13 protein-coding genes are annotated in these 14,347 nt (G+C 70.3%); 10 read left to right on the forward strand and 3 right to left on the reverse strand.

The window, feature by feature from the left end:
* Window positions 1-48: 48 nt before the first annotated feature.
* On the reverse strand, window positions 49-1,887 hold the full coding sequence (locus ACZ7L9_RS29695; protein WP_471419958.1) for a serine/threonine-protein kinase: 1,839 nt from the start codon (window positions 1,885-1,887) through the stop codon (window positions 49-51).
* Between the two features lie 379 nt (window positions 1,888-2,266).
* Here ACZ7L9_RS29695 and ACZ7L9_RS29700 point away from each other — a divergent pair, with 379 nt between their 5' ends.
* The 3 genes from ACZ7L9_RS29700 to ACZ7L9_RS29710 all read left to right on the forward strand — a co-directional run bounded on the left by ACZ7L9_RS29700 (window position 2,267) and on the right by ACZ7L9_RS29710 (window position 5,387).
* The gene (locus ACZ7L9_RS29700) at window positions 2,267-3,640 is read left to right on the forward strand and encodes an aminotransferase class III-fold pyridoxal phosphate-dependent enzyme (RefSeq protein ID WP_471419960.1); all 1,374 of its coding nucleotides are present in this window, start codon (window positions 2,267-2,269) and stop codon (window positions 3,638-3,640) included.
* A gap of 131 nt (window positions 3,641-3,771) precedes the next feature.
* Complete coding sequence (locus tag ACZ7L9_RS29705) at window positions 3,772-4,545, forward strand: GntR family transcriptional regulator (protein ID WP_471419962.1); 774 nt, start codon at window positions 3,772-3,774, stop codon at window positions 4,543-4,545.
* A 191-nt stretch (window positions 4,546-4,736) separates the two neighbouring features.
* Window positions 4,737-5,387, forward strand: coding sequence for a hypothetical protein (locus ACZ7L9_RS29710; RefSeq protein ID WP_471420080.1), 651 nt, complete (start codon window positions 4,737-4,739; stop codon window positions 5,385-5,387).
* A gap of 93 nt (window positions 5,388-5,480) precedes the next feature.
* Here ACZ7L9_RS29710 and ACZ7L9_RS29715 read toward each other — a convergent pair whose 3' ends face one another.
* Entirely contained in the window at window positions 5,481-6,257 is a 777-nt protein-coding gene (locus ACZ7L9_RS29715; RefSeq protein WP_471419964.1) for an SLATT domain-containing protein, read from the reverse strand.
* A 356-nt stretch (window positions 6,258-6,613) separates the two neighbouring features.
* Between ACZ7L9_RS29715 and ACZ7L9_RS29720 the strand changes: the two genes are divergently transcribed.
* From ACZ7L9_RS29720 to ACZ7L9_RS29750, 7 genes are all read left to right on the forward strand, one after another.
* Window positions 6,614-6,949, forward strand: a complete 336-nt coding sequence (locus ACZ7L9_RS29720; RefSeq protein ID WP_266365457.1) for a YbaB/EbfC family nucleoid-associated protein — start codon at window positions 6,614-6,616, stop codon at window positions 6,947-6,949.
* A gap of 57 nt (window positions 6,950-7,006) precedes the next feature.
* Window positions 7,007-7,606 carry a recombination mediator RecR gene (recR, locus tag ACZ7L9_RS29725; RefSeq protein ID WP_351086039.1) on the forward strand — a complete coding sequence of 200 codons (600 nt, stop codon included), beginning with the start codon at window positions 7,007-7,009 and terminating at the stop codon, window positions 7,604-7,606.
* Between the two features lie 144 nt (window positions 7,607-7,750).
* Window positions 7,751-8,410 carry a DUF5063 domain-containing protein gene (locus tag ACZ7L9_RS29730; RefSeq protein WP_471419966.1) on the forward strand — a complete coding sequence of 220 codons (660 nt, stop codon included), beginning with the start codon at window positions 7,751-7,753 and terminating at the stop codon, window positions 8,408-8,410.
* A 413-nt stretch (window positions 8,411-8,823) separates the two neighbouring features.
* Window positions 8,824-10,095, forward strand: coding sequence for an aspartate kinase (locus ACZ7L9_RS29735; protein WP_471419968.1), 1,272 nt, complete (start codon window positions 8,824-8,826; stop codon window positions 10,093-10,095).
* Window positions 10,092-11,156, forward strand: coding sequence for an aspartate-semialdehyde dehydrogenase (locus ACZ7L9_RS29740; protein WP_471419970.1), 1,065 nt, complete (start codon window positions 10,092-10,094; stop codon window positions 11,154-11,156). The genes ACZ7L9_RS29735 and ACZ7L9_RS29740 overlap by 4 nt, the downstream gene beginning before the upstream one ends.
* A 272-nt stretch (window positions 11,157-11,428) precedes the next feature.
* On the forward strand, window positions 11,429-12,091 hold the full coding sequence (locus ACZ7L9_RS29745; RefSeq protein WP_471419972.1) for a SigE family RNA polymerase sigma factor: 663 nt from the start codon (window positions 11,429-11,431) through the stop codon (window positions 12,089-12,091).
* Between the two features lie 80 nt (window positions 12,092-12,171).
* Window positions 12,172-13,272 (forward strand): hypothetical protein, encoded by a 1,101-nt coding sequence (locus tag ACZ7L9_RS29750; RefSeq protein WP_471419974.1) that lies wholly within the window; start codon window positions 12,172-12,174, stop codon window positions 13,270-13,272.
* A 127-nt stretch (window positions 13,273-13,399) separates the two neighbouring features.
* Here ACZ7L9_RS29750 and ACZ7L9_RS29755 read toward each other — a convergent pair whose 3' ends face one another.
* Complete coding sequence (locus tag ACZ7L9_RS29755; protein WP_471419975.1) at window positions 13,400-14,278, reverse strand: SURF1 family protein; 879 nt, start codon at window positions 14,276-14,278, stop codon at window positions 13,400-13,402.
* Window positions 14,279-14,347: the final 69 nt, after the last annotated feature.

Below are 14,347 nucleotides of genomic sequence, written 5' to 3' on the forward strand. Positions count from 1 at the left end.
GGCGAGGGCCCGTTCATGGCGAGGTGGGGGTGCAGGGGCGGTCCGGGATCAGTCGGCCCTGGTGTACGTGAGCTGCTCGCCGCTGTCGGTGTTCTCGCGCCGCAGCGAGCCGTCCGGGAGCAGGGTGAGCGTGGTGGCCTTGCCCGCGGTGCAGGACGACATGGGCTCGCCGACTGTGACCGTGGACGGGCCGACCTCGACGGGCCCGCTGGGCTCCGCGGTCAGTGCCGCCTGGAAGACGCAGTGGTAGGAGCCGCCGGTGTCGAGCGGGCCGTCCGCGGTGAGCGTGAGGACGGTCTGGCCGACCGTGCCCTGCTGGATGACGAGGTTCCGGGTGGAGTGGCCCGCGGCGTTGTCGATGGAGCCCGACCAGGTGCCGAGGTAGCCGGCCGGGACGGGGCCGTCGCTGTTCTTCCGGTCGTCGGAGGAGGACGGGTCCGGGTCCGGGTCCACGGGGGGAGGGTCGTCGGCGCCGGGCGAGTCCGACGCGGACGGGGAGGTGGTGGGGGACGGGTCGAGCCCCGGCCCCTTGTCCTTCATGAGCGCGTAGACGGACCCGCCGGCGCCTATGGCGACGAGCACGGCGATGGCTACGAGCGCGATGGTCGACGCCTTGCCGCGGCGGGCGGGCTCGGGGACGGGCTGCGGGGCGCCGGGGCAGAGGGGGCCGTACGGGGGTGTGGCTCCGAAGCCGGGCTGCGGTTGCTGTGGGTGGTTCTGAGGCTCGTGCTGCTGCGGATATCCGTACCCGGGGTGGTTCTGCCGAGGGCCGAAGCCCTGGCCGGGCTGTTGCGGATAGCCGTATGCGGGAGAGGGGGGTCCGGGGGGCGGGGCGGGCGCGCTGGGCGGGGTCGGGTCGCCGAGGATCGTGGGGGGTGTGTGGACGGGTCGGTCCGCGGGAGCCGGGGGCGGTGGGGGTGCCATCTCCGACAGGGGAGCCTCCGCTGCCTCCTCCGGGTCCTCGGCGTCGAGCAACTCGACCGCATGACGCCCGAGCTGGGCGATGAGCGCACCCGGAAGCCAGGGTTCCGTCGTATCGTCGTCGGCCAGGCGTTCCAGGATCGCGTCTGTCGTCGGGCGGGCGGCCGGGTCCTTGTTCAGGCAGTCCCTGATCAGTTCGACGAGGTCCACGGGGACGCCGGTCAGGTCCGGGTCCTCCTGGGCGATCCGGAACATCTGCGCGTGCACACCGCTGTCGGACGACCCGAACGGAAGCCGGCCGGTGGACGCGTACGCCAGTACCGAGCCCAGGCAGAACACGTCGCACGCCGGGGTCACACGCTCGCCGCGTACCTGCTCGGGTGCCATGAAACCGGGCGAACCGACCAGGGCCCCGGTGCGGGTGAGGCCGCCGTCGGCCATGGTGTCGAGCGCCCGGGCTATCCCGAAGTCGATGACGCGCGGTCCGTCGATCGTCAGCAGGATGTTGGAGGGCTTGAGGTCGCGGTGGATGAGACCGGCGGCGTGGATGGCCTGGAGGGCGTGGGCGAGACCGGCACCCAGGATGTGAACCGAACGCTCGGGCAGGGGACCGTACGTACCCGAAGCCGCCCCCGCGCGGGCGCCCGCGCGACCGGAGACGGTGGCCTGGAGGGAGGGCCCGGCGACGTATCCGGTCGCGACCCAGGGCACGGCGGCCTCGGTGTCGGCGTCGAGCACGGGGGCGGTCCAGGTGGAGCCGACCTGGCGGGCGGCCCGCACTTCCTGGCGGAAGCGGTCACGGAACTCCCCCTGCTCGGCGAGGTCGCCGCGTACCAGCTTGATCGCGACGGTGCGGCCGCGGTCGGAGCGGGCCAGATAGACCTGGCCCATGCCACCTGCGCCGAGCCGGCCCAGCAGGCGGTAGGCGCCGATGCGTTGTGGGTCGGCGGGCCCGAGTTCTTCCATGGTGTGCGTCCTCCCCCGTGCGGCGAAACGCCGGAACGCGTTGAGAATAGCGGCGCGGGGTGTGCCCCGGTGGGTCCGGTATTTCACGTCCGTTTGCGGGGTGTCCGGCGATTCCTCCTCCGGTTTCGTCCTCAGACGCCGGACGGGCTGGAAAAGCCTGCCGCCCCACCGCTTCCACCGCCGCGCCGCGAACTCCGCGTGGCGGGGGCCGATCCCGGGCACGGGCAACGGCTCGGCCACGGAGGAGAGGGCCTGCCACCACGCCGCAGTCAGCCCGGCCGGCTGTGCCGGACCGACGCGACACCCTGCCCACCAGAGCGCCCCACGCCATACAAGGTGGCCATGTCGATCCGCTCTCGGCGCGTCCTACGCTCACGGCATGACCCCTCATGCCCCTCATGCCCCGCATGTCGACCCCGCTGCCGGTGCGGCCGTGAAGGCCGCCGACCGCGCGCACGTGTTCCACTCCTGGTCCGCCCAGGGCCTGATCGACCCGCTCGCCGTCGCCGGCGCCGAGGGGGCGTACTTCTGGGACTACGACGGCAATCGCTACCTGGACTTCACCAGCGGCCTCGTCTACACCAACATCGGCTATCAGCACCCCACCGTCGTCGCCGCGATCCAGGAGCAGGCGGGCAAACTCGCCACCTTCGCTCCCGCGTTCGCGATCGAGGCGCGCTCCGAGGCCGCACGCCTCATCGCCGAGCGCACCCCCGGTGACCTGGACAAGATCTTCTTCACCAACGGCGGCGCGGAGGCCGTGGAGAACGCCGTCCGGATGGCCCGGCTGCACACCGGCCGTACGAAGGTGCTCTCCGCCTACCGCTCGTACCACGGCGCCACCTCCACCGCGATCAACCTGACCGGCGACCCGCGCCGCTGGCCGTCCGACAACGGTTCGGCGGGCGTCGTCCGCTTCTGGGCCCCGTTCCTCTACCGTTCGCCGTTCCACGCCGAGACCGAGGCCGAGGAGTGCGCCCGCGCGCTCCAGCACCTGGAGGACACCCTCGCCTTCGAGGGTGCTGCCACCATCGCCGCGATCATCCTGGAGACGATCCCCGGCACGGCAGGCATCATGACACCGCCGCCCGGCTACCTCGCGGGCGTGCGCGAGATCTGCGACCGGTACGGGATCGTCTTCATCCTCGACGAGGTGATGGCCGGATTCGGGCGCACCGGCAAGTGGTTCGCCGCCGACCACTTCGACGTGGTACCGGACCTGATGACCTTCGCCAAGGGCGTCAACTCGGGTTACGTACCGCTCGGCGGTGTCGCCATCTCCGCCGAGATCGCCGCCACCTTCGAGACCCGCGCCTACCCGGGCGGGCTGACCTACTCCGGCCACCCGCTGGCCTGCGCGGCCGCGGTCGCCACCATTCACGTGATGGAGGACGAGAAGGTCATCGAGAACGCCGCCCACATCGGCGAGACGGTCCTCGGCCCCGGCCTGCGCGAGCTCGCCGAGCGCCACCCGTCGGTCGGCGAGGTCCGCGGCCTCGGCGCGTTCTGGGCGCTGGACCTGGTCCGCGACAAGGAGACCCGCGAGCCGCTGGTCCCGTACAACGCGGCAGGCGAGGCTGCCGCGCCGATGGCGGCCTTCGGCGCGGCAGCGAAGAAGAACGGCCTGTGGCCCTTCATCAACATGAACCGCACCCACGCCGTTCCGGCCTGCAACATCACCGAGGCCGAGGCCAAGGAGGGCCTCGCGGCTCTCGACGCGGCGCTGTCGGTCGCGGACGAGTACACGGTGTAGCGGCGGGGTCCGCCCGGCGGAACAGCTTCCCTGCCCGGCCACACCCTCCACGCCCCTCCCCTGCTTGCCCGGATCCGGGCAGGGCGACCCTGGCTTAAGGTGACCGAAAGCCGAAAAAGGGGAGGGGCGCCATGTGCGCGAGCGGAGCTGTAACCCGCAGTACGCTGCGGCAGCAGATCGCGGACGCGCTGCGTGACGAAGTGCTTGCCGGGCGTTTGCGGCCGGGGCGGGAGTTCACCGTCAAGCAGATCGCCGAGCAGTACGGTGTCTCCGCGACTCCGGTGCGCGAGGCGCTCTTCGATCTCTCCGCGCAGGGCCTGCTCGAATCGGATCAGCACCGCGGCTTCCGGGTGCGTGAGTTCACCGTCGCCGACTACCGGTCGATGGTCGAGGCCCGGGCCCTGGTCATCGACGGAGTCATTCGCGGCCTCTTCTGCGGGCCCGCACAGTCGGCCGCGCAGAAGGTGACGCACCGGGACCATCTGGTCTCCGTACGCCGCAGGGCCCAGGAGGCCGCACGGGCGGCCCAGGGCGGCGACCTCGACATCCTCATCGGCTACGACCTGCGGTTCTGGCGTGAGCTGGGCGCGCTCGTCGACAACACGTACATCACCGACTTCCTGCACCGGCTGCGCGTCCAGGCATGGGTGTTCGCGGTGCCGTATCTGCGCCACGACGTGGGTGTCCGGGAGTGGCTGTGGCACGGCCATCCGGAACTCGTCGCGGCGATCACCCTCGGCGACCGCGACGCCGTGTGCGCGGTGATGAACGAGTACAACGCGCATGCGCTGAACTGGGCGGACCGGCTCGCGGCCGGAGATCCGGCGCATCCGGGCCACTGTCCGGAGCCGGCCGGACGGGCCTCGTCCGCAGAGGCGCCGCAGCCGCAGCCCCCGACGCGCTGACCGGGCGGCTGCGGGCCGGCGACCACGGAACACGGCAGGCCGCTATCCGCGGCCGTCGGCCACTGTGCGCAATGAGCCCACCGCATTACGCTGTCCCGACCATCGTGAATAACCCGATGAACACGATGAACCCGAACCGATACCCGATAAACCGATGACTCCGATGCGCACCCGTGGGAGAGCGAGACTTCGTGGCCTGTGACCTGTGGCTGGTCCCCCTCGTCGATGTGCTGTGCCACAGCCCCGACAACCCGTTCGCCGAAGAGATAGCCGTCTACGACAAGGCGCTGAGCGAGGCCGGGCTGCCGCCCGTCCCCGTGTACGCCTACATGCCGGGCCTGACCGGCGACGTCGCTCCGGTCGCAGGCTTCGACTACGACGCCCTGCACTACCTGCGCCGTGCCTATCTGCTCCAGCTCAGCGGCCTCGCTGTCACACCCGTCGACGAACTGGGCGGGGACTACGAGCAGTTGCTGGAGATGTTCGAGGCGAGTGCCCGGCAGTCCCACCTGGTCTGGCACTACGACCACGCGGGGGCGTACGTCCCGCTGGACTTCGCCGCTCCGCTCTCCGGCGACGACCTGCTGGCGGGCGGCGGTCCGCTCGGTTCCGCGCACGGGCTGCTGCGGGAGCTGGAGTTCGTCGCCATGTCCATCGGCATCGACCCGGCGTACCCGCCGGCCGCCCCGCTGCCACCCGCCGCACCGACGTCCCTGGAGGAACCGGCAGGCCCGATTCCGTACGACGGCAGTCCGTTCGCCCGCGAGCGGCACGTCTGGCTGGGCCTGCACGCGGCGGCCACGCGCAGCCTCGCCCAAGGCTCCATGATCATCTTCAGCTGAATCGGATACTCGATTCCGGATACCAGATCCGGATACCGGATACCGGACGCCCGCGCAGGGACGGCCAGGCGCTCCGGAGTCCCCGCGGCGGAATCACCGCGGGGACTCCGGAGGCCGCTGCCGCGGCATGTTCGGCCGAGCCATCGTCTGCATCGGGAACCGGCCCGGCAGCGCCCCCTGGTCCGTACGCCCCCCGCCCCCGCTGCCCGACGACAACGCCTGCATCCCCATCGGCGCGGGGCCGGCCCGGAACTCCACCATCCAGTCCGCGGTCTCGGTCCGTACGAGCTCCGTGATGTCCTCCGAGAACCGCCGCAGAACCCCCAGGCACCGCTCGGCGGCCTCACTGGCTGTGCCCTCGGTCGGGCCGAGCACCTCCCGTACGCACTCCGACGCCCAGTCGAACTGCAGCACCTGAAGCCGCCGCTGCACGGCCTGGGCGGTGGCGAGGTTCCTTATCCAGCCCGAGGTCAGGCCGAAGAACCGGTCGAAGGCCATGCACGCGGCGCCCAGCAGCAGCGACAGATAGCCCCATCCCGCCGCCCCGCTCAGCGCCCCGGTGAGATCGAGCAACGGCAGCGCGGCTCCCGCGACCGCCCCGGCTGCCGTACCGGTCCGCAACGCCCTGGCGCCGCGCCGCTTCCACACCCGGTCGTTCAGATACCAGTCGGCGGTGCGCAGCGCATCGGCCTCGACCCAGCGGTACAGCTCGTCGAGGCGTTCGGCGGGCTCGCCCCAGTCGCCGAGCGGGAACGGTGTGCCGGTCAGATCCCGGCCCCGTCCGCGTGCGCCGGAGCCCGAACCGGCCGAGCCGGCCGAGCCGGGCTCGTTGCGGGGCGGCCCTTCGGGCTGCATCTCCGGCTGACTCACCGGGGTACTCCTCTGCATTCTGCGTAGCGACGCCTGATGTGTGGCGGTGTGTTCGACGGTGGGCTGATCACTGCTCTCCGGCGTGGCCGACTGTCCCGCGTACGTAACCTTGCGTGACGAGTGGTGTGCCTGTGTGTCGGATGTTCATGCCCTTCCTACCGCCGAATGGTGGGCCGTGGGGTCGAAAGCGCGGTATTTCCGGGTGTGAAGGGCCTGTGATCAGGTATAGGAGTGTCGCCGACGCTGCCTGAAACTCACTCGAAAGAGTTGCTTGCCAGTGGGTGGGGCGCGCTGCGCGGTGACCACGTAGGCTCGGCGTACCGAAACATTTTGTCGTCGAAGTGCCAGGAGTGACCGTGATTCCCGGTGGTGGTCAGCCCAATATGCAGCAGTTGCTGCAGCAGGCCCAGAAGATGCAGCAGGATCTCGCCGCGGCCCAGGAGGAGCTGGCGAGGACCGAGGTCGAGGGTCAGGCGGGTGGCGGTCTGGTGAAGGCGACCGTGACCGGCTCCGGCGAGCTCCGGGCCCTCGTGATCGACCCGAAGGCCGTCGACCCGGAGGATACCGAGACGCTCGCGGACCTCGTCGTCGCCGCGGTACAGGCAGCGAACGAGAACGCGCAGCAGCTTCAGCAGCAGAAGCTCGGCCCGCTGGCCCAGGGTCTGGGCGGCATGCCCGGCCTCCCCTTCTGACCTGCGGCCCGAACTCGTACGTTGTATTCATAGCTCAGGACCAGGAAGGCGATCCCGTTGTACGAAGGCGTGGTTCAGGACCTCATCGACGAGCTGGGCAGGCTGCCCGGCGTCGGTCCCAAGAGCGCGCAGCGGATCGCTTTCCACATCCTGCAGGCCGAGCCGACCGATGTGCGCCGCCTCGCCCATGCCCTCCTGGAGGTCAAGGACAAGGTCCGGTTCTGTTCGGTCTGCGGCAACGTCGCCCAGCAGGAGCAGTGCAATATCTGCCGGGACGCGCGCCGCGACCAGACGGTCATCTGTGTGGTCGAGGAGCCGAAGGATGTCGTCGCGATCGAGCGGACCCGTGAGTTCCGGGGCCGGTACCACGTGCTCGGCGGCGCGATCAGCCCGATCGAGGGCGTCGGGCCCGACGACCTGCGCATCCGCGAGTTGCTCGCCCGTCTCGCCGACGGCTCGATCACGGAACTGATCCTGGCCACCGACCCCAACCTGGAGGGCGAGGCCACCGCGACGTACCTGGCGCGGATGATCAAGCCGATGGGCCTGCGGGTCACCAGACTGGCCAGCGGTCTGCCGGTGGGCGGCGACCTGGAATACGCGGACGAGGTCACCCTGGGCCGCGCCTTCGAGGGGAGGCGCCTGCTCGATGTCTGACGCTTCGGCTTCCGCTTCCACGTCTGCTTCCTCGTCGTCCGATGTTCTCGTGCGTGACTGTCTTTGCGACTCACGACGGCTTTACGTTCAGCGACGGTATGTTCTACTCACCGTTCGCGACCGTGCCCACGGGAGGTCCCCTCGATGTCTGACGCCACGCTGAACTCCGTCACGCAGGACCCCGACGATTTCGCTGTCCAGATCGCCGACCAGATCAAGACGTTCATCGTCGCGGTCACCGAGGTGTCCAAGGTCGAGGAGCCCGAGGAGGCCGTTCCCGTCCTGCTGCTCCAGGTCTCCCAGCTGTTGCTGGCGGGCGGCAGGCTCGGCGCGTACGAGGACATCGTCCCCGACGAGCGCTACGAGCCCGACCTGGGCGCGGAGCCGGACGCCGACGGCCTGCGCGAGCGGTTCGCCGACCTGCTGGAACCAATCGACGTCTACTCCGAGGTCTTCGACCCGTACGAGCCCCGCAAGGCCCCGGTCCCGGCCCGTATCTCCGACAGCCTGGCCGACCTGGTCACCGACCTGCGCCACGGCCTGGCCCACTACGAAGAGGACCGCACGACCGAGGCCCTGTGGTGGTGGCAGTTCTCCTACTTCTCCAACTGGGGCTCCACCGCATCCGCCACCCTGCGCGCCCTCCAGTCCTTGATCGCCCACATCCGTCTCAACCAGCCCCTCCAGGAACTGGACGGCCTGGACACGGACTCGGAGACCGTCGACGACGAGCTGGCCGAGGAAGCGGGCCGGGTGATGGCCGAGGAGATCGCGGGACCACTGGGGCTGCGGCCGGTGCAGTAGCGGGGCGCGGGCAGGCCGCCCGGCCTCACCCCCCCGTCGCACCGCAGGTCGCCGTCCCGCATGAAGCCCGGTTGCGCGCCGTTGTCCGTGCGCGAAACGTGCCCCAGCTCGTCCGCGCCCTGGGGCGGCGTACGCATGGTGGAGGCCTCCGAAGGGCGGACCGTGGGGTTCCGGTCCACGCTGGAGGGGGAGCGCTCGTGCATCGTGGACCCGGCCCACCGCGCGTGTGGGCTGGACCACATCCGGGAGTGCGGTCCCGATCGGCGGGCAGCAGCCCCGTACGAGCAGTTCGGAGCGGCACGCCGATGATCACGTACTGAGCGGGACATCTCACCATGTGGTATCGGCGGGGCGTTTCCGGACTGCTCGTTAAACTGAGCCGACCGCAGTAATGGACTGAGCGAGGAGCGCACGTGGGCCTTGTCGTGCAGAAGTACGGAGGCTCCTCCGTAGCCGATGCCGAAGGCATCAAGCGCGTCGCCAAGCGAATCGTCGATGCCAAGAAGAACGGCAACCAGGTGGTTGTCGTGGTGTCAGCGATGGGCGACACGACGGACGAGTTGATCGATCTCGCCGAGCAGGTATCTCCGATCCCTGCCGGGCGTGAGTTCGACATGCTGCTGACCGCCGGGGAGCGGATCTCCATGGCCCTGCTGGCGATGGCGATCAAAAACCTGGGCCACGAGGCCCAGTCGTTCACGGGCAGCCAGGCAGGCGTCATCACCGACTCGGTCCACAACAAAGCGCGCATCATCGATGTGACGCCGGGCCGTATCCGTACGGCGCTGGACGAGGGGAACATCGCGATCGTCGCGGGGTTCCAGGGTGTGTCCCAGGACAAGAAGGACATCACCACCCTCGGCCGCGGCGGGTCCGACACCACCGCCGTCGCGCTCGCGGCCGCGCTGGATGCCGAGGTCTGTGAGATCTACACCGATGTGGACGGTGTCTTCACCGCCGACCCGCGGGTCGTGAAGAAGGCCCGGAAGATCGACTGGATCTCCTTCGAGGACATGCTGGAGCTGGCCGCGTCCGGCTCCAAGGTGCTGCTGCACCGGTGCGTGGAGTACGCACGCCGTTACAACATCCCGATCCACGTCCGCTCGTCCTTCTCGGGACTGCGTGGAACCTGGGTCAGCAACGAGCCGCAAGGGGACCAGAAGGTGGAGCACGCGATCATCTCCGGAGTCGCCCATGACGTCTCCGAGGCCAAGATCACCGTCGTCGGCGTGCCCGACAAGCCGGGCGAGGCCGCCGCGATCTTCCGCACCATCGCGAACGCGGAGGTCAACATCGACATGGTGGTGCAGAACGTCTCCGCCGCGTCGACCGGTCTGACCGACATCTCGTTCACGCTGCCGAAGTCCGAGGGTCGCAAGGCCATCGACGCCCTGGAGCGCAACCGCGGCACCATCGGTTTCGAGTCGCTGCGCTACGACGACCAGATCGCGAAGATCTCCCTGGTCGGCGCGGGTATGAAGACCAACCCGGGCGTCACGGCGGCCTTCTTCGAGGCGCTCTCGGACGCCGGGGTGAACATCGAGCTGATCTCGACATCCGAGATCCGCATCTCGGTGGTCACGCGTGCTGACGACGTCATCGAGGCCGTGTGCGCCGTGCACACCGCCTTCGGTCTCGACAGCGATTCCGACGAGGCCGTCGTCTACGGGGGCACCGGCCGATGACCGCCCGCCGTCCTTCGCTCGCGGTCGTCGGAGCGACCGGGGCGATCGGCGGCGTCATGCTCCAGATCCTTTCGCAGCACGCGGATGTCTGGGGCGAGGTGAAGCTGATCGCCTCGCCGCGTTCGGCCGGCCGCAAGCTGGTCGTACGCGGAGAGGAGAGCGAAGTCCTCGAACTCACCGAGGACGTCTTCGACGGCGTCGACGTGGCGCTGTTCCTGGTGCCCGACGACGTCTCCGCGCAGTGGGCGCCGATCGCCGCCGCCAAGGGCACGGTCGTCATCGACGACTCCGCCGCGTTCCGGCTGAACCCGGACGTTCCGCTGGTCGTGCCCGAGATCAATCCGCATGCCGCACGGATCAGGCCGCGCGGCATCGTCGCGAGCCCGAACTGTACGACGCTCTCGCTGATTGTCGCGGTCGGTGCGCTGCACGCCGAATTCGGCGTGCGGGAACTGGTCGTCTCCTCGTACCAGGCGGTGAGCGGGGCGGGCCGCGACGGTGTCGCGGCGCTGCGCGAACAGCTGTCGATGGTGGCCGGTACGGAGTTGGGCACGAAGCCCGGAGACGTACGGCGGGCCGTGGGCGACGCGGAAGGCAGCCCCTTTGCCGCACCGGTGGCCCTCAACGTGGTGCCCTGGGCCGGGACCGAGGCCGGCGACGGCTGGTCGTCGGAGGAACTGGCCATCCGTGAGGAGTGCCGCAAGATCCTGGATCTGCCGAGCCTGCGGGTGGCGGCGACCTGTGTGTACGTACCCGTGATCGCGACGCACTCGATGTCCGTGCACGCACGGTTCGAGAACGAGATCGCGGTCGACCGGGCCCACGAGATCCTGGCGACGGCCCCGGGCGTGGTGCTGTACGACAGCCCGGCGGCGGGGGACTTCCCGACACCGTCCGACGTGGTGGGCACCGATCCGACCTGGGTCGGGCGGGTGCGCAGGTCGCTGGACGATCCCCGGGGTCTGGAACTGTTCGTCTGCGGCGACAATCTCCGTAAGGGCGCGGCGCTGAACGTGGCGCAGATCGCCGAATCGGTGGCCGCCGAATTCCCTCGGTCCTGATCGGACCTGTTTATACGCATTCTGTGAATGCCCTGTGAGCAAGTTGCGGGCCTGAACCTCTTGAGCTGGGTCTCAGGGTGTCCGACGATGACCTTTGGGCCTGCTGCAACCGCCGGCCGGACGGTGCGCGTCTATGCGGTCACCTCTTGCGCGGCGGGGCGCACAGTCGGGGCATTCGGGGAAGAGCAGGTACGTATGAGGGCATGTCGCACCGTGTCGAACGCGGTGCTGCGCGCGTACAACCCTGACGGGGGGAAGCGTGTCCAACTGGCGTGGCAGAGGTTCTCGATATCACAGTGGTGGGCCCCCTGCGCGGCGCTTCGGTCCGGCCGCTCAGACGGCCCCGCGCGCCCGGCGGTATGCCGGTGATCGCGCCCATTCCCGCTGCGCGTCCCGCGCGGCTGCCGTCGCAGCGCGAGGGCGCTGAGGAGAGCGTGGCTGCCGGAACCACCGTCGACCATCTCACCGAGACCTATCGCGCCCACTACCGTTCGCTGCTCGGCCTCGCGGCTCTGCTCCTGGACGACACCGCCTCATGTGAGGACGTGGTGCAGGAGGCGTTCATCCGCGTGCACTCGGCGCGGAACCGGGTACGGGACCCCGAGAAGACACTCGCGTATCTGCGCCAGACCGTCGTCAACCTGTCGCGCTCGGCGCTGCGCCGCCGCATCCTCGGGCTGAAGCTGCTCTCCAAGCCCATGCCGGACATGGCGAGTGCGGAGGAGGGCGCGTACGACCAACTGGAGCGGGACGCGCTGATCAAGGCGATGCGGGGGCTGCAACGGCGCCAGCGGGAGGTTCTGGTGCTGCGTTACTTCGCGGACATGACGGAGGCCCAGGTGGCCGAGACGCTGGGCATATCCCTGGGCTCGGTCAAGGCCTACGGCTCGCGTGGGATCGCAGCGCTGCGCGTCGTGATGGGGGCGCAGGTATGAGCCGGCGCGACCACGGGAACGAGAACGGCCGTGAGAACGGCCACGAGCATGAGCCCTGGAACGGCCCGACTGGAAACGGAATGGTGAACGACGGGCCCAAGGGGCCGGAGAACCGCGGGTCGGAGAGCGCCTCACAGGTGAGTCAGGGTGCGGGTGCGGACATGGACGAGGTCGCGCTGCGCCGCATGCTGCACGGGGCCGTCGAGCACATCGAACCCAGCGACGGGACTCTCGACCTTCTGCAGCGCGCGGTGCCCGTCCGGCGCGCCAGGCGACGACAGGCCGTCGTCGGCATGGCGGCGGCGGCACTGCTCATCGGCACGGCCGTCCCGGCCTTCGTCCACGTCGCGAACTCCGACGGTTCGAACGCCACCAATCCCGCGATAGCCGGACACGGCGAGCAGGCGCAGGGCGGCAACGGCACCGAGAGCGATTCGGCGACCGGCGGGAAGAGCGACGGCGGTGGCAGCGACGGGCAGGCCGACGGCGGCCCCAACCGTCCCGCGAGCACGAGCGGCCCGTCCGACAGCCGCGGCCAGGGCACCGACGGCGGGCTGGCCGGCGGGGTCACCGGCCCGGCTGCGTCCGAGGCGGCGTCCAGGCCGAACTGCGACCCGGGGCAGCTCTCGGTCGCCTCGGCCGAGACGGGCGCGGCGAGTGCCGACGGCACGGTGTACGGCACCTTCCGGATCGCCAACGTCTCCGGCACGGACTGTTCGGTGAGCAGCAGCGGAAGTGTGGGCTTTCAGGCGATGGGCGCGGCCGACCCGGCAGACATCACGGTTGTCCAGCACACAGCGGGTGACGCGGCATCCGGGCTGCCCGACCCCTCGCAGGAACAGGGGACGGTGCTGCTGAAGCCGTCCATGGCGTACGAGGTGAAGTTCGCCTGGGTGCCGAAGGACACCTGCCCGACCGCCGGAGGCTCACCGAGCCCGACTCCGACGGGCGGCACGGACAGCGCGGGTGGCGCCACCGCCGCCGGTTCCGGTACGGGCAGCGCGGAGGGGTCCGTCGCCATGAATTCGCAGTTCGGCAGCGCGGACGGCGGCGGGGAACTGGACGGCAGTGTCGCCGTCACACACACGCCGGAGGCGGGCGCGCCGGTCGCGGAGACGAAGATCACCAACGCCTGCGCGGGCACGATCTACCGGACCGGGGTGCTGGCTCCCACTACGTGACGCCACGCGGCGCCCCGAGATGCCTCGTGGTGTGACGCGGGCGGGGCGGGACTGCGGCGTATGGCGCATGCGTGAGGGGGTACACCGGCCGATTCGGCGGGCGGGACCCTCTCACGTGTGTACGTCCTCAGACGGTGCCGACGCTCGCGTCGGGGGCGGCCGGATCCACCGGGCGGGTGTCCGCGCCCACCCCTGGACCCGGGCCCGTGTCGGCATCCGGGCCCACACTCGCATCCGTGTCCGTGTCTGCGACGAGGCCCAGCTTCAGGTCGCGTGCCGATTCGGCCTCGCGGCGGACCAGCCGGAACCACATGAAGAGCACGAAACCGGCGAAGACGAACCACTCCCCGGTGTAGCCGAGGTTCTGGAAGGCCTTCAGGTCGAGCCCGGTGCCCTGCGGTGCGGCGGCCGGTACGGGGCGCAGCGCACCGGTGACTCCGGTGTCCTGGAGCGTCACCCAGGCGTCGTAGACGTCGTAGGGAACGAGGTTGACCAGGGACGCGGCGCTGATCATGCCGACCTGCCCGTGCGGGAGCCCGCCCGCCGCGTCGACGCCGGCCGTGCCGGCGTTCTCGGACGCCTGGAGGTCGCCGGTGACCGTGACCTTGCCGGTCGGTGCGGCGGGCACGGCGGTGTGGCCGGGCTCGCCGGGCAGCCAGCCGCGTACCACCGGCAGGGCCTTGCCGCTGTCCGTACGGAGCAGGTTCAGGACGTAGAAGCCGCTCTTGTCGTCCAACTCCCGGCCGGGCACCAGGAACTGGTCGGCGTACCGGCCGGTCGCGGTCGCGGGGCGGCCGGAGGTCACCGTGTCGACGGGCAGGAGGTCGTCGATCGGCTTGGCGGCCCTCGTGCCCGGGGCGGGCTGCTTCTCGGCGGCGTCGTGCGTCTGCACGCGGTCCTCGAAGCGGCCGAGCTGCCAGGTGCCCATGAAGACGCAGAACGGGATGGCCAGCACGACGAAGAGGTTGATCCCCCACCATCGCGGGGTCAGCAGGAACCGGTACACACCTCCACGGTACGGTCCCCGCTCCGGTCGCCCGGCGCGGGGTGCCGACCGATGCCCGGTGGCGGTGGC

This window comes from Streptomyces sp. NPDC111516 (genome assembly GCF_055635345.1).